The sequence below is a fragment of the Ideonella alba genome, assembly GCF_018069875.1.
Classification (GTDB): domain Bacteria; phylum Pseudomonadota; class Gammaproteobacteria; order Burkholderiales; family Burkholderiaceae_C; genus Ideonella; species Ideonella alba.
On the sequence record NZ_JAGQDF010000005.1, the window covers coordinates 264773 to 280247 of the forward strand.

Genomic DNA, 15475 nt, shown 5'->3' on the forward strand with positions numbered 1-15475 from the left:
TATCGGCGCCCCGCGCCGGGCTCAGACGGTGGCGGCGGCCAGCCCGTTGTCGAAATGGGCGCGCATCAGCCGTGCGGCCTCGGTGCCGTTGCGGGCCTCCAGCGCGGCCATCACCGCGCGGTGCTCGGCCAGCGACTCGGCCAGGCGGCCGCTCTTGAACAGCGAGTGGTGGCGGTTGAGCTTCATCACCTTGCGCAGGTCGCCCACGATCTGCTGGCGCCAGCGGTTGCCGGCGATCTGCAGCAGGCGGTGGTGGAACAGTTCGTTGGTGTCGAAGAAGGCGTCGCGCTGGCTGACCTGCGACTCCAGCGCCTCGTGCAGCGCGCGCAGCTCGGCAATGTGCGCCTCGGTGGCGTGCTCGGCCACCTCGGCAGCGGCATCGCTTTCCAACAGGCCCAGCAGGCGGTAGACCTGGCGCACGTCGTCGGTGGACATCTCGGTGACGTAGGCGCCGCGGCGCACCTTCATCGTCACCAGGCCCTCGACCGCCAGCACCTTCAGCGCCTCGCGCAGCGGCGTGCGGCTGATGCCGTAGTCGGCGGCCAGCTTCTGCTCGTCGATCCAGCTGCCGGGCTCCAGCTGGCGCGCGAAGATCTGCTCGCGCAGCTTCTCGGCGACCTGCTGGTACAGGGCGCGCGGGGCGAACAGGGTGTCGGCGTCGGTGGGCACGGCGGTGGTGGGCTGGGACGGGTGCGTCAGGAAGCGTTCAAGTTTGTATTCATAATTATGCATCATGTATGATGTGAAGCAAGCGGGGTCCGGGTGGGGGTCATCCCTCGGGCCGCGCCGTGTCTGAGCCCTGGAGCCCTGTGATGTCGAACGCCCACGAATTCAATCCCGCCAGCCTCGAGCAATGGGCCAAAGCGGCCGCCAAGTCGGCCGGCGGTGACCTCGACAAGCTGAACTGGCACACGCCGGAAGGCCTGGTCGTCAAGCCGCTCTACACCGCCGAGGATGTGGCCGGGCTGCCCCACACCAACACGCTGCCCGGCTTCGAGCCCTTCATCCGCGGCCCGCAGGCCACGATGTACGCGGTGCGGCCGTGGACGATCCGCCAGTACGCCGGCTTCTCCACCGCCGAGGAGTCCAACGCCTTCTACCGCAAGGCGCTGGCCGCGGGCGGGCAGGGCGTGTCGGTGGCCTTCGACCTGGCCACCCACCGCGGCTACGACAGCGACCACCCGCGCGTCACCGGGGACGTCGGCAAGGCCGGCGTGGCGATCGACAGCGTCGAGGACATGAAGATCCTGTTCGACGGCATCCCACTCGACAAAGTCAGCGTGTCCATGACCATGAACGGCGCCGTGCTGCCGGTGCTGGCCGGCTACGTGGTGGCAGCGGAAGAGCAGGGCGTGTCGCAGGACAAGCTCAGCGGGACCATCCAGAACGACATCCTCAAGGAGTTCATGGTCCGCAACACCTACATCTACCCGCCCGAGCCGAGCATGCGGATCATCGGCGACATCATCGAGTACACGGCGAAGAACATGCCGAAGTTCAACTCGATCAGCATCTCGGGCTACCACATGCAGGAAGCCGGCGCCAACCAGGCGCTGGAGATGGCCTTCACGCTGGCCGATGGCAAGGAGTACGTGAAGACCGCGCTGGCCAAGGGCCTGGACGTGGATGACTTCGCCGGCCGCCTGAGCTTCTTCTGGGCGGTGGGCATGAACTTCTACCTGGAGATCGCCAAGATGCGTGCGGCCCGCCTGCTGTGGGCGCGCATCATGAAGGGCTTCAACGCGAAGAATCCGAAGAGCCTGATGCTGCGCACGCACAGCCAGACCAGCGGCTGGAGCCTGACCGAGCAGGACCCTTACAACAACGTGGTGCGCACCACGATCGAGGCGATGGCCGCGGTCTTCGGTGGCACGCAGAGCCTGCACACCAACAGCTTCGACGAAGCCATCGCGCTGCCCACCGAGTTCTCGGCCCGCATCGCCCGCAACACGCAGCTGATCATCCAGGAAGAGACCCACATCACCAACGTGGTCGACCCCTGGGCCGGCAGCTACCTGATGGAGTCGCTGACCCAGCAGATGGCCGACAAGGCCTGGTCCATCATCGAGGAGGTCGAGGCCATGGGCGGCATGACCAAGGCGGTGGATTCGGGCTGGGCCAAGCTGAAGATCGAGGCCAGCGCCGCCGAGAAGCAGGCCCGCATCGACTCGGGCAAGGACGTGATCGTCGGCGTCAACAAGTACAAGCTGGCCAAGGAAGACCCGATCGACATCCTCGAGGTCGACAACGTCCGCGTGCGCGAGGCGCAGATCGCCCGCCTGCAGCAGATCAAGGCCACCCGCGACGGCGCCAAGGTGCAGGCCGCGCTGGAGGCGCTGACGGCCGCCGCACAATCGGGCCAGGGCAATCTGCTGGACCTGGCCATCCAGGCGATCCGCCTGCGTGCCACGGTGGGCGAGGTCAGCGATGCGCTGGAGAAGGTCTACGGCCGCCACCGCGCGGACATCCAGAAGGTGACCGGTGTGTACGCTGCTGCCTATGACTCGGCCGAGGGCTGGGACAAGCTGAAGGACGAGATCAACGCCTTCGCCGAGCAGGCGGGCCGCCGCCCGCGCGTGATGATCGCCAAGCTCGGCCAGGACGGCCATGACCGCGGCGCCAAGGTGGTGGCCACGGCCTTCGCCGACCTGGGCTTCGACGTCGACATGGGTCCGCTGTTCCAGACCCCCGAAGAGTGCGCCCGCCAGGCGATCGAGAACGACGTGCATGCGGTGGGCGTGTCCACGCTGGCCGCCGGTCACAAGACCCTGGTGCCGGCCATCATTGCCGAGCTGAAGAAGCAGGGCGCCGACGACATCATCGTCTTCGTCGGCGGCGTGATCCCGGCGCAGGACTACGGTTTCCTGTTCGATGCGGGCGTCAAGGGCGTCTACGGCCCCGGCACGCCGATCCCCGCCAGCGCCAAGGACGTGCTGGAACAGATCCGCGCCGCGCAGGGTCTCTGAGGCCGGGCCGACATGCCGCACGCGCACCGCGCACCCGAGGGCCTGGCGCTGTTGCCGGCCGGCGAGGGCGATTTCGAGGCCCTGCTGGCGCTGCGCATGGCCGCGATGCGCGAGAGCCTGGAGCGCGTGGGCCGCTTCGATCCCCAGCGTGCCCGTGAGCGCCTCTCCCGCGGGTACCTGCCGGCCTACACGCGCCACATCCGGTTGCGCGGCGAACTGGTGGGCTTCGTGGTGGTGGTGCCGCGCGAGAAGGACTGCCTGCTCGACCACCTCTACATCCACCCGTCGGCGCAAGGCCAGGGCATCGGCTCGTGGGTGCTGGACCAGGTGCTGCAGGACGCCGATGCCCAGCGCAAGGCGGTCAGCGTCACCGCGCTGAAGCACTCCGACGCCAACCGCTTCTACCTGCGCCACGGCTTCGTGCTGCAGGCCGAGGGCGAGTGGGACCTGTACTACCTGCGCCCCGCGCGGACCTGAACGCACCGCGATGAACGCGATGTCCGACACGCCACCGCCGCTCGCCGGCGCCGCCGAGCTCCCGCCGCCCGACGCCATGCTGCTGGCGCAGGTCACCGCCGGTGAGGATGCGCCGCGCCGCCGTGCGATCGCCAAGACCATCACGCTGCTCGAAAGCACCCGCGCCGACCACCGCCTGCGTGCCGACGCGCTGCTCAACGCGCTGCTGCCGCACAGCGGGCGTTCGCTGCGCCTGGGCATCTCGGGCGTGCCGGGCGTGGGCAAGAGCACCTTCATCGAGGCGCTGGGCCTGCACCTGATCGCCCAGGGCCACCGCGTGGCGGTGCTGGCGATCGATCCGTCCAGCAGCGTCTCGGGCGGCTCCATCCTGGGCGACAAGACCCGCATGGAGCAGTTGAGCGTGCAGGAGGCCGCCTACATCCGCCCCAGCCCCAGCAGCGGCAACCTGGGCGGCGTGGCCGAGCGCACCCGCGAGGCGATGCTGGTCTGCGAGGCCGCCGGCTTCGACGTGGTGATCGTCGAGACCGTGGGCGTGGGCCAGAGCGAGACCGCGGTGCACGGCATGACCGACATGTTCTGCCTGCTGCAACTGCCCAATGCCGGCGACGAGTTGCAGGCGATCAAGAAGGGCGTGATGGAGCTGGCCGACCTGGTGGTCATCAACAAGGCCGACATCGATGAGCACGCCGCCACCCGCGCCCGCGCCCAGATCACCAGTTCGCTGCGCATCTACGGCCACCATGGGCATCCGGATCATGCGGCGCACGACACCGCGCTGTGGCAGCCCACGGTGCTGCAGATGAGCGCGCTGAAGTCTACCGGCATCGCCGAGTTCTGGCAGACCGTCCAGCGCTACCGCGAACTGCAGACCGCCAGCGGCCGGCTGGCCGCGCGCCGCCACGCCCAGGACGAGGCCTGGATGTGGGAGCGCATTGAATCGGGCCTGCGTGAGCGTTTCCACCAGCACCCCGCGGTGCGCGAGGCGCTGGCCACCACCACCCAATCCGTCCGCCAGGGACGCGTGGCCGCCAGTGTGGCGGCGCGCCGCCTGCTGGACCTGTTCAAGTTGACCTGAAGGCAAGACCGAGGAGCCACTCCCATGCATGACATCCAGCAGATGCTCGAAGAAAAGCGCGCCAAGGCCCGGCTGGGCGGCGGGCACAAACGCATCGACGCCCAGCACAAGAAGGGCAAGCTCACCGCGCGCGAGCGCCTGGAACTGCTGTTCGACGAGGGCACGTTCGAGGAATGGGACATGTTCGTCGAGCACCGCTGCGTCGACTTCGGCATGGCCGACACCAAGATCCCCGGCGACGGCGTGGTCACCGGCTACGGCATGATCAACGGCCGTCTGGCGTTCGCCTTCAGCCAGGACTTCACGGTGTTCGGCGGCGCGCTGAGCGAAACCCACGCCGAGAAGATCTGCAAGGTCATGGACCAGGCGATGAAGGTGGGGGCGCCGGTGATCGGCCTGAACGACTCGGGCGGCGCCCGCATCCAGGAAGGCGTGGCCTCACTGGGCGGCTATGCCGACGTGTTCCAGAAGAACGTGATGGCCTCGGGCGTGATCCCGCAGATCAGCATGATCATGGGCCCGTGTGCCGGTGGCGCGGTGTACTCGCCGTCGATGACCGACTTCATCTTCATGGTGAAGGACAGCTCCTACATGTTCGTCACCGGCCCCGAGGTGGTGAAGACCGTGACGCACGAGGAGGTCACCGCCGAGGAACTGGGCGGCGCCAGCACCCACACCACCAAGAGCGGTGTGGCCGACCTGGCCTTCGACAACGACGTGGAAGCGCTGCTGATGCTGCGCCGCTTCTTCAACTACCTGCCGCTGAACAACCGCGAGAAGCCGCCGGTGCGCCCCAGCGGTGATTCGGCCAGCCGCCTGGACTACTCGCTCGACACCCTGGTGCCGGACAACCCGAACAAGCCGTATGACATCAAGGAGCTGATCGTCAAGACGGTCGACGACGGCGACTTCTTCGAGCTGCAGCCCGACTACGCCGCCAACATCGTCATCGGCATGGCCCGCATGGAGGGCCAGACCGTGGGCATCGTTGCCAACAACCCGCTGGTGCTGGCCGGCTGCCTGGACATCAAGAGCAGCATCAAGGCCGCGCGCTTCGTGCGCTTCTGCGACGCCTTCAACATCCCGGTGGTCACCTTCGTGGATGTGCCCGGCTTCATGCCCGGCACCAGCCAGGAGTACGGCGGCATCATCAAGCACGGCGCCAAGCTGCTCTATGCCTACGCCGAGTGCACCGTGCCCAAGATCACCGTGATCACCCGCAAGGCCTATGGCGGCGCCTATGACGTGATGGCCTCCAAGCACCTGCGTGGCGATGTGAACTTCGCCTGGCCCAACGCCGAGATCGCGGTGATGGGCGCCAAGGGCGCGGTGGAGATCATCTTCCGCGAGGACAAGGGCGACCCCGAGAAGCTCGCGGCCAAGGAGGCCGAATACAAGGCCCGCTTCGCCAACCCCTTCGTGGCGGGCGCGCGCGGCTTCATCGACGACGTGATCCAGCCGCACGAGACGCGCAAGCGCATCTGCCGCTCGCTGGTGATGCTGCGCGAGAAGAAGCTGGAAAACCCGTGGCGCAAGCACGGAAACATCCCTCTTTGAGTTCAGGCCGCGCGGAGAAAAAAGCATGTTCAAGAAGATCCTGATTGCGAACCGCGGCGAAAACGGCCGCAAGGCCGTTTCGGCGAAGCCAAATTGCCGGGTGCGCGAAGCGCACGCAGGCGAGTTCCCCGCGGAGACCCACCATGTTTAAGAAGATCCTCATTGCCAACCGCGGGGAAATCGCCTGCCGCGTCATCAAGACCGCCCAGAAGATGGGCATCCAGACGGTCGCCGTCTATTCCGAGGCCGACAAGGACGCACGCCATGTGGAGCTGGCCGACGAGGCCGTGCTGCTGGGCCCGGCGCCCTCGCGCGAGTCCTACCTGGTGGCCGACAAGATCATCGCGGCGGCCAAGTCCACTGGCGCCGAGGCCATCCACCCGGGCTACGGCTTCCTGTCCGAGAACGAGGCCTTCGCCAAGCGCTGCGAGGACGAGGGCATTGCCTTCATCGGCCCGCGCCACTTCAGCATCGCGGCCATGGGCGACAAGATCGCCTCCAAGAAGCTGGCCAACGAAGCCAAGGTCAACACCATCCCGGGCTACAACGACGCGATTGACACGCCCGAGCAGGCGGTGGAGATCGCCAAGGGCATCGGCTACCCGGTGATGATCAAGGCCTCGGCCGGCGGCGGCGGCAAGGGCCTGCGCGTGGCCTTCAACGACAAGGAGGCCTTCGAGGGCTTCTCCTCGTGCCGCAACGAGGCACGCAACAGCTTCGGCGACGACCGAGTCTTCATCGAGAAGTACGTGCTCGAGCCGCGCCACATCGAGATCCAGGTGCTGGGCGACAGCCACGGCAACGTGGTCTACCTCAACGAGCGCGAGTGCTCGATCCAGCGCCGCCACCAGAAGGTGATCGAGGAGGCGCCCAGCCCCTTCATCTCTGATGCCACGCGCAAGGCCATGGGCGAGCAGGCCGTGGCGCTGGCCAAGGCGGTGAAGTACCAGAGCGCCGGCACGGTGGAGTTCGTGGTCGGCAAGGACCAGGACTTCTACTTCCTGGAGATGAACACCCGCCTGCAGGTGGAGCACCCGGTCACCGAGTGCATCACCGGCCTGGACCTGGTGGAGCAGATGATCCGCGTGGCGGCCGGCGAGAAGCTGTCCTTCGGCCAGGCCGACATCCAGCGCGAGGGCTGGGCCATCGAGTGCCGCATCAACGCGGAGGACCCGTTCCGCAACTTCCTGCCGTCCACCGGCCGCCTGGTGAAGTACCAGCCGCCGGCCGCGGATCTGGAGCAGGGCACCGAGACGCTGCAAGGCGCCGCCTATGCCAACGGCCGCTTCGGTGGCGTGCGCGTGGACACCGGCGTCTATGAAGGCGGCGAGATCCCGATGTTCTATGACTCGATGATCGCCAAGCTCATCGTGCACGGCCGGGACCGCAACGACGCGATCGCCAAGATGCGCGCTGCGCTCAACGCCTTCGTGATCCGCGGCATCAGCAGCAACATCCCCTTCCAGGCGGCGCTGCTGGCGCATCCGAAGTTCGTCACCGGCCAGTTCAACACCGGCTTCATCGCCGAGCACTACGCCAAGGGCTTCCGCGCTGAGGACGTGCCCCACGACGACCCGCTGTTCCTGGTGGCGATCGCCGCCTTCGTGCGTCGCAAGGCGCGCGAGCGCGCGGCCGGCATCAGCGGTCAGCTGCCGGGCCACGAAGTGGCGCACAAGAACGAGCTGGTGGTGGTGCAACTCGGCGCCGAGGGCCAGCACGTCTACCACGACGTCACGCTGGGCGAGTTCGATCCGGCCAGCGGCCGTGCCGATGTCACGGTGGGCGGCAAGACCTACGCCATCCAGAGCCACACCAAGCTGGGTGAGGTGCTGATGATCGGCACGGTCAACGGCCAGCCCTTCAGCGCCCAGGTGGAACGCGGTTCGGCCAAGCGGCCGCTGTCGATGCGCATCGCCCACAACGGCACCGCCATCGACGCGCTGGTGCTGCTGCCGCGTGCGGCCGAGCTGCACAAGCTGATGCCCTACAAGGCACCGCCCGACCTGTCGAAGTTCCTGCTGTCGCCGATGCCGGGGCTGCTGGTGGATGTGGCCGTCAGCGTGGGCCAGAAGGTGCTGGCCGGCGAGAAGCTGGCGGTCATCGAGGCGATGAAGATGGAGAACATCCTGGTCGCCGCGCAGGACGGGGTGGTCAAGGAAGTGCGCGCCAGCAAGGGCGAGAGCCTGTCCGTGGACCAGCCGATCATTGCCTTCGAGTGAGGTCTGACCAGTGATCCAGACCGACGCACCCGAGGCGCCGATCCAGCTGCTGCGCCGTCCGGCGCCCCGCACCGCCCGCTGGACGGCCGAGGCCGTGCTGGCGCTGATGCAGCAGCCCTTCATGGCCCTGGTCCACCAGGCCCACGAGGTGCATCGCCAGCATTTCCCGGCCGGCGACATCGAGCTGGCCTCGCTGCTGTCGGTGAAGACCGGCGGCTGCCCCGAGGACTGCGCCTACTGCCCGCAGAGCGCCCACCACGACACCGGCGTCGAGGCGGGCAAGCTGATGGACGTCGAGGCGGTGCTGGGCGCGGCGCGCGCCGCCAAGAGGGCCGGCGCCTCGCGCTTCTGCATGGGGGCCGCCTGGCGCGCGCCCAAGGACCGCGACGTCGAGAAAGTGGCCGAGCTGGTCCAGGGCGTCAAGGACCTGGGTCTGCAGACCTGCGCGACGCTGGGCATGCTCGAGCCGCACCAGGCCGTGATGCTGCGTGATGCGGGCCTGGACTACTACAACCACAACCTCGACAGCGCGCCCGACTTCTACGGCGACATCATCCACACCCGCGTCTACGAAGACCGGCTGCGCACGCTGGAGCATGTGCGCGAGGCCGGCATCAAGGTGTGCTGCGGCGGCATCGTCGGCATGGGCGAGACCCGGCTGCAGCGTGCCGGCCTGATCGCCGAGCTGGCCAGCCTGGACCCGGCGCCGGATTCTGTGCCGGTCAACCAGCTGGTGCGCATCGAGGGCACGCCGCTGGCCGACGCCGAGCCGGTCGATCCCTTCGAGGTGGTGCGCGTGATCGCCGCCGCCCGCATCACGATGCCCGCCTCGCGGGTGCGCCTGTCGGCCGGCCGGCGCGGTCTGGACGAGGGCGTGCAGGCGCTGTGCTTCATGGCCGGCGCCAATTCCATCTTCTACGGCGACAAGCTGCTGGTCACCGGCAACCCCGATGCCGAGCAGGACCGCCGCCTGCTGGCCCGGCTGGACCTGCCGATCAGCGCCGAACTCTCCAACGCTTCCCAGGACACCACGCGATGAGCACCAAGCCTTTCAGGATCCTCGGCATCCAGCAGATCGCCATCGGCGGCCCCAGCAAGGACAAGCTCAAGAGCCTGTGGGTGGACATGCTGGGACTGCAGGTCAAGAGCACCTTTGTCAGCGAACGCGAGAACGTCGACGAGGACATCTGCGCGCTGGGCAGCGGCCCGACCGCGGTGGAGGTCGACCTGATGCAGCCGCTGGACCCCGACAAGAAGCCGGCGGTGCATGCCACGCCGCTGAACCATGTCGGCCTGTGGGTGGATGACCTGCCCAAGGCGGTGGAATGGATGAGCGCCAACGGCGTGCGCTTTGCCCCCGGGGGCATCCGCAAAGGCGCCGCGGGCTTCGACATCTGCTTCATCCACCCCAAGGGCAACGACGAGTTCCCGGTGGGGGGCGAGGGCGTGCTGATTGAGCTGGTGCAAGCCCCCCCTGAAGTGGTGGCGGCGCTGGGCTGAAATGCATTGTTTTTGACAGTGCAGCGTCAGGCTGTGGCGCTGCAATTCCGGATTGACGCTCGGCGCTGTGGCCGGGCTCCGAACACGGCCCCGAGGAGACATTCATGACCAGCTACGCAGAGTTCCACCGCCGCTCCATCACCGACCGCGACGGCTTCTGGCGCGAACAGGCCGCGCTGGTCGACTGGCACCGGCCCTTCGACCAGGTCTGCGACTACAGCAACCCGCCGTTCGCCAAGTGGTTCGCCGGTGGCCAGACCAACCTGTGCCACAACGCGGTCGATCGCCACCTGGCGACGCGGCCGGACCAGAACGCGCTGATCTTCGTCTCCACCGAGACCGACACCGAGAAGGCCTACTCCTTCCGCGAACTGCACACCGAGGTCAACCGCATGGCGGCCATCCTCCAGGGGCTGGGTGTGGGCAAGGGCGACCGCGTGCTGATCTACATGCCGATGATCGCCGAGGCCTGCTTCGCGATGCTGGCCTGCGTGCGCATCGGCGCGATCCACTCGGTGGTCTTCGGCGGCTTCGCCAGCCATTCGCTGGCCAGCCGCATCGATGACGCCAAGCCGGTGGCCATCATCAGCGCCGACGCCGGCATGCGCGGCGGCAAGTCGGTGCCCTACAAGCACCTGCTGGACGAGGCGATCAACCTGGCCGCGCACAAGCCGGCCAAGGTGCTGATGGTCAACCGCGGCCTGGCCGAGTTCGCCCGGGTCGCCGGCCGCGACGAGGACTACGCCAGCCTGCGCGCCGCCAACATGGACGCCCAGGTGCCCTGCGAGTGGGTGGACTCCACCCACCCCAGCTACATCCTCTACACCAGCGGTACCACCGGCAAGCCCAAGGGCGTGCAACGCGACACCGGCGGCTACACCGTCGCGCTCGCCGCGTCGATGAAGCACATCTACATGGGCAACCCGGGCGAGACCTACTTCTCCACCTCCGACATCGGCTGGGTGGTGGGCCACAGCTACATCATTTACGGCCCGCTGATCAACGGCATGGCCACGATCATGTACGAGGGCCTGCCGATCCGCCCCGACGCGGGCATCTGGTGGAGCCTGGTGGAGAAGTACAAGGTCTCGGTGATGTTCTCGGCGCCCACCGCCGCGCGCGTGCTGAAGAAGCAGGACCCGGCCTTCCTGACCAAGTACGACCTGTCCAGCCTGAAGGCGCTGTTCCTGGCCGGCGAGCCGCTGGACGAGCCCACCGCCACCTGGATCGCCGGCGCGATCAACAAGCCGATCATCGACAACTACTGGCAGACCGAGACCGGCTGGCCGATCATGGCCATCTGCAACGGTGTCGAGAAGGCCCCCACCAAGTTCGGCTCGCCGGGCAAGGCGGTGTACGGCTACGACGTCAAGTTGATCGACGAGACCACCGCCGAGGAGATCACCGAGCCCGGCAAGAAGGGCGTGATCGCGGTGGAAGGCCCGCTGCCCCCGGGCTGCCTGCAGACCGTGTGGGGTGACGACGAACGCTACGTCAAGACCTACTGGTCCAGCATCCACAACAAGGTCATGTACAGCACCTTCGACTGGGGCATCAAGGACGAGGACGGCTACTTCTTCATCCTGGGCCGCACCGACGACGTGATCAACGTGGCCGGCCACCGCCTGGGCACGCGCGAGATCGAGGAGAGCATCTCCAGCCACCCGAACGTCGCCGAAGTGGCGGTGGTGGGTGTGGCCGACCAGCTCAAGGGCCAGGTGGCCGTGGCCTTCGCGGTGCTGAAGGACCCCAGCCAGGCCGCCTCGGACGCCGACGCGCTGAAGCTCGAAGGCGCGATCATGAAGGTGGTGGACGAGCAGCTCGGCGCCGTGGCCCGTCCGGCCCGGGTGCGCTTCGTCAGCGTGCTGCCCAAGACCCGCTCGGGCAAGCTGCTGCGCCGCGCGATCCAGGCGGTCTGCGAGGGCCGCGATCCGGGCGACCTGACGACGATGGAAGACCCGGCCGCGCTGCAGCAGGTCAAGGACCTGGTCGCACGCTGATCCGCCGCGCCACCCTCCCTGGCCAGGCCGCCCCTCGGGGCGGCCTTGTCTTTGGGGCCGCCAAAAAATCCGGGCCATTTTTTGCATCATGAAATATCAATGCAAAAACCGGGGCCAGGGTCAGACCCTCGAAAGCAAAATGCCGCATCGTTCCCGGTTGTCCGCGACGCCCCCTCGCGGCCAGAGCATTCATTCACATTGATCCAGGAGATAAGCGATGAGCGACCCGAAGTCCACCATCATCTACACGCTGACCGATGAGGCGCCGCTGCTGGCGACCGGGTCCTTCCTGCCGATCATCCGCACCTTCACCGCCCCTGCGGGCATCAACGTGGCCACCAGCGACATCTCGGTGGCCGGCCGCATCCTGGCGCAGTTCCCCGAATGCCTGACCGAAGAGCAGCGCGTGCCGGACAACCTGGCCGAGCTGGGCAAGCTGACGCTGCGCCCCGAGGCCAACATCATCAAGCTGCCCAACATCAGCGCCTCGATCGCCCAGCTGAAGGCGGCCATCAAGGAACTGCAGGACAAGGGCTACAAGATCCCCGACTACCCCGAGAACCCGAAGAACGAGGAAGAGCAGTCGATCAAGGCGCGCTACTCGAAGTGCACCGGCTCGGCGGTGAACCCGGTGCTGCGCGAAGGCAACTCCGACCGCCGCGCGCCGCGCGCCGTCAAGGAGTACGCGCGCAAGAACCCGCACAGCATGGCCGAGTGGAGCCAGGCTTCGCGCACCCACGTCTCGCACATGCACGCCGGCGACTTCTACCACGGTGAGAAGTCGATGACGCTGGACCGCGCGCGCGATGTGAAGATGGAGCTGATCACCAAGAGCGGCAAGACCATCGTGCTCAAGCCCAAGGTCTCGCTGCTCGACCGCGAGGTGATCGACAGCATGTTCATGAGCAAGAAGGCCCTGCTGGCCTTCTACGAGAAGGAGATCGAGGACGCCCGCAAGACCGGCGTGATGTTCTCGCTGCACGTCAAGGCGACGATGATGAAGGTCTCGCACCCGATCGTCTTCGGCCACTGCGTGAAGATCTTCTACCGCGAGGCCTTCGCCAAGCACGCCGAGACCTTCAAGGAGCTGGGCGTCAACGTCAACAACGGCATGGTCGATCTCTACACCAAGATCGAGAAGCTGCCGGCCTCGCAGCGCGACGAGATCAAGCGCGACCTGCACGCCTGCCACGAGCACCGCCCCGAGCTGGCGATGGTGGACTCGGCCAAGGGCATCACCAACTTCCACTCGCCCAACGACGTGATCGTCGACGCCTCGATGCCGGCGATGATCCGCTCGGGCGGCAAGATGTACGGCGCCGACGGCCGCCTGAAGGACGTCAAGGCCGTGATGCCCGAATCGACCTTCGCCCGCATCTACCAGGAGATGATCAACTTCTGCAAGTGGCACGGCGCCTTCGACCCGAAGACCATGGGCACGGTGCCCAACGTCGGCCTGATGGCCCAGCAGGCCGAGGAATACGGCTCGCACGACAAGACCTTCGAGATCCCCGAGGACGGTGTGGCCAACATCACCGACCTCGAGACCGGCGAGGTGCTGCTGAGCCAGAACGTGGAAGAGGGCGACATCTGGCGCATGTGCCAGGTCAAGGACGCCGCGATCCGCGACTGGGTCAAGCTGGCCGTCAACCGCGCCCGCAACTCGGGCATGCCGGTGGTCTTCTGGCTCGACAGCTACCGCCCGCACGAGGCGCAGCTGATCCGCAAGGTCAAGATGTACCTGCACGAGCACGACACCAATGGCCTGGACATCCAGATCATGAGCCAGGTGCGGGCGATGCGCTACACGCTGGAGCGCGTGATCCGCGGCATGGACACGATCAGCGCCACCGGCAACATCCTGCGCGACTACCTGACCGACCTGTTCCCCATCATGGAACTGGGCACCTCGGCCAAGATGCTGTCGATCGTGCCGCTGATGGCCGGTGGCGGCATGTACGAGACCGGCGCCGGCGGCTCGGCCCCGAAGCATGTGCAGCAGCTGGTGGAAGAGAACCATCTGCGCTGGGACAGCCTGGGCGAGTTCCTGGCGCTGGCGGTGAGCCTGGAGGACCTGGGCCTGAAGAACGGCAACAGCCGCGCCAAGCTGCTGGCCAAGACGCTGGATGCGGCCACCGGCAAGCTGCTGGACAACCGCAAGTCGCCCAGCCCCAAGACCGGTGAGCTCGACAACCGCGGCAGCCAGTTCTACCTGGCGATGTACTGGGCGCAGGAGCTGGCGGGCCAGACCGAGGACGCCGAGCTGGCCGCCACGTTCGCGCCGCTGGCCAAGACCCTGGCCGACAACGAGGCCAAGATCGTGGCCGAGCTGGCCGAGGTGCAGGGCAAGCCGGCCGACATCGGCGGCTACTACAAGCCCGACACCGCCAAGCTGACCGCGGTGATGTGCCCCAGCGCCACCTTCAACGCGGCGCTGGCCTCGCTGAGCCGCTGAGCGCTGTGCGCGGGCGCTGCGGCCCGCTGGGCTGAGAGGCTCAGTCGGGCTGCGGTGCCTGGGTCAGCGGCAGGTCCAGCTGCCGCCGCAGCGCCATGAATGAGCGCGCGACCCCGCTGGCGCTGATGCTGTAGGCGCCGCGCTGCAGCCGCTCCATCTCGTGGATGCGGCCGCTGCGCTGCAGGCTCAGCAGGTTGGACGCCGCGTGGTGGAAGCTGCGGTGGCTGTCCACCAGCTGGCGAAAGGCCGGCAGCTGGCCCACCGAGGCCTTGCCGTCGTTCTGCAGCCAGCGACCCAGCACGCAGCGGTCGTCGAAGCAGATGTCCTCGGGCTTCATGCCCGCGTCCGTCAGGCCGCTGAGCTGGCCCTCGAAGCGGATCTTCCAGTGGTCGTGTGCCGCCTGGGCCGCCAGCAGGTCGAGCAGGCGATGCAGCGCGTCGTCCTGCGGTTCGGCAGGCGGCGCGGTCCCGAAGCGGTGGATCAGGCGGGTGAAGAGTCCGGTGAGCATGGGTCGGCGCAGGGCAGTCGACCAGCTTATCGGCCATTGCGCAGCGAACTTCAGTCCCGCGCAAGGCTTCGTGAGCACGTCACGGCGGCGGCCCCCGCTGTGCCCTGGCCGCCACGCCGTGCCCAGGATCGTTGTTCAGGCCTGGGCGATGGCCTGGGCCAGGCGCCACAGCAGTTCGCGCTGGGCGGCCACCAGGTCGTCGGTCGAGGCGCTGGCGGCGGTGGCGCGCAGGCTGATCTCGCGCACCGCCGGCGCCTCCCGGCCCTGCGGGTCCTGCAGCCACCAGCGCGCGCTCAGCACCACGGCCTGGTCGTCGGGCTCGGGATCCAGACGCTGGATCTCGACGCGCAGCTGGCGTGCCGCGCTGACGCCCGGCGGCAGGCCGCCGGCAAAGACGCTGGCGGTGCCACGCAGCCGCGCCAGGTCGGCCAGCAGCAGCCGCGGCACGGCGTCGCGCAGCGGTTCGGCCCAGCGGGCCGCGGGCACGGCATTCAGGGCCGACCGGCCGCTGGGGCGCAGCACCGATTCACGGTCCAGGTAGGCCGGCAACTGCACCGCCAGCAATTGCCAGACCGGGCTGTCGGCCCGCGCGGGCGCCACCGGGCCGGGCGCTTCGGCGCGCAGCTGGTACCAGGTGATCGCCGGGGAGCTGCTGCAGGCGGCGAGCAGGGCTGCCAGGGCGAGGGGAGCAAGGCGCAGGCGCATGGCGGCGGGCTTT

At 67.8% G+C, this 15475-nt stretch carries 13 protein-coding genes; 10 read left to right on the forward strand and 3 right to left on the reverse strand.

Features of this window, described 5'->3' with window-relative positions; all coding sequences use genetic code 11:
* Positions 1 to 21: 21 nt before the first annotated feature.
* Positions 22 to 732, reverse strand: coding sequence for a GntR family transcriptional regulator (locus tag KAK07_RS10780; protein ID WP_210854596.1), 711 nt, complete (start codon positions 730 to 732; stop codon positions 22 to 24).
* A gap of 80 nt (positions 733 to 812) precedes the next feature.
* On the opposite strand from KAK07_RS10780, the gene scpA reads away from it, so the two are divergent.
* The 10 genes from scpA (at position 813) to KAK07_RS10825 (ending at position 14249) form a co-directional block, all read left to right on the forward strand.
* The gene (scpA, locus tag KAK07_RS10785) at positions 813 to 2966 is read left to right on the forward strand and encodes a methylmalonyl-CoA mutase (RefSeq protein ID WP_210854500.1); all 2154 of its coding nucleotides are present in this window, start codon (positions 813 to 815) and stop codon (positions 2964 to 2966) included.
* Between the two features lie 12 nt (positions 2967 to 2978).
* The gene (locus KAK07_RS10790) at positions 2979 to 3443 is read left to right on the forward strand and encodes a GNAT family N-acetyltransferase (protein ID WP_210854501.1); all 465 of its coding nucleotides are present in this window, start codon (positions 2979 to 2981) and stop codon (positions 3441 to 3443) included.
* A gap of 76 nt (positions 3444 to 3519) precedes the next feature.
* Positions 3520 to 4518 (forward strand): methylmalonyl Co-A mutase-associated GTPase MeaB, encoded by a 999-nt coding sequence (meaB, locus tag KAK07_RS10795; RefSeq protein WP_247664334.1) that lies wholly within the window; start codon positions 3520 to 3522, stop codon positions 4516 to 4518.
* Between the two features lie 24 nt (positions 4519 to 4542).
* On the forward strand, positions 4543 to 6075 hold the full coding sequence (locus KAK07_RS10800) for an acyl-CoA carboxylase subunit beta (RefSeq protein WP_210860649.1): 1533 nt from the start codon (positions 4543 to 4545) through the stop codon (positions 6073 to 6075).
* 25 nt (positions 6076 to 6100) lie between these two features.
* Positions 6101 to 6226 carry a hypothetical protein gene (locus tag KAK07_RS25610; RefSeq protein WP_256441078.1) on the forward strand — a complete coding sequence of 42 codons (126 nt, stop codon included), beginning with the start codon at positions 6101 to 6103 and terminating at the stop codon, positions 6224 to 6226.
* Positions 6219 to 8294: an acetyl-CoA carboxylase biotin carboxylase subunit gene (locus KAK07_RS10805; protein WP_210860650.1), complete on the forward strand. Its 2076-nt coding sequence runs from the start codon at positions 6219 to 6221 to the stop codon at positions 8292 to 8294. The genes KAK07_RS25610 and KAK07_RS10805 overlap by 8 nt, the downstream gene beginning before the upstream one ends.
* 10 nt (positions 8295 to 8304) lie before the next feature.
* A complete protein-coding gene (gene bioB / locus KAK07_RS10810) occupies positions 8305 to 9333 on the forward strand; it encodes a biotin synthase BioB (RefSeq protein WP_375141223.1) in 1029 nt (342 codons plus the stop codon).
* Positions 9330 to 9794, forward strand: a complete 465-nt coding sequence (locus KAK07_RS10815) for a VOC family protein (RefSeq protein WP_210854504.1) — start codon at positions 9330 to 9332, stop codon at positions 9792 to 9794. Before bioB ends, KAK07_RS10815 begins: the two co-directional genes overlap by 4 nt.
* Before the next feature lie 104 nt (positions 9795 to 9898).
* Entirely contained in the window at positions 9899 to 11794 is a 1896-nt protein-coding gene (locus KAK07_RS10820; RefSeq protein WP_210860652.1) for a propionate--CoA ligase, read from the forward strand.
* 217 nt (positions 11795 to 12011) lie between these two features.
* Complete coding sequence (locus tag KAK07_RS10825; RefSeq protein ID WP_210860660.1) at positions 12012 to 14249, forward strand: NADP-dependent isocitrate dehydrogenase; 2238 nt, start codon at positions 12012 to 12014, stop codon at positions 14247 to 14249.
* Positions 14250 to 14289: 40 nt separating this feature from the next.
* On the opposite strand, the gene KAK07_RS10830 is transcribed toward KAK07_RS10825, so the two are convergent.
* The gene (locus tag KAK07_RS10830; protein WP_210854506.1) at positions 14290 to 14757 is read right to left on the reverse strand and encodes a CZB domain-containing protein; all 468 of its coding nucleotides are present in this window, start codon (positions 14755 to 14757) and stop codon (positions 14290 to 14292) included.
* Positions 14758 to 14892: 135 nt separating this feature from the next.
* Positions 14893 to 15462: a PqiC family protein gene (locus tag KAK07_RS10835; RefSeq protein WP_210854507.1), complete on the reverse strand. Its 570-nt coding sequence runs from the start codon at positions 15460 to 15462 to the stop codon at positions 14893 to 14895.
* Between the last annotated feature and the right edge of the window lie 13 nt (positions 15463 to 15475).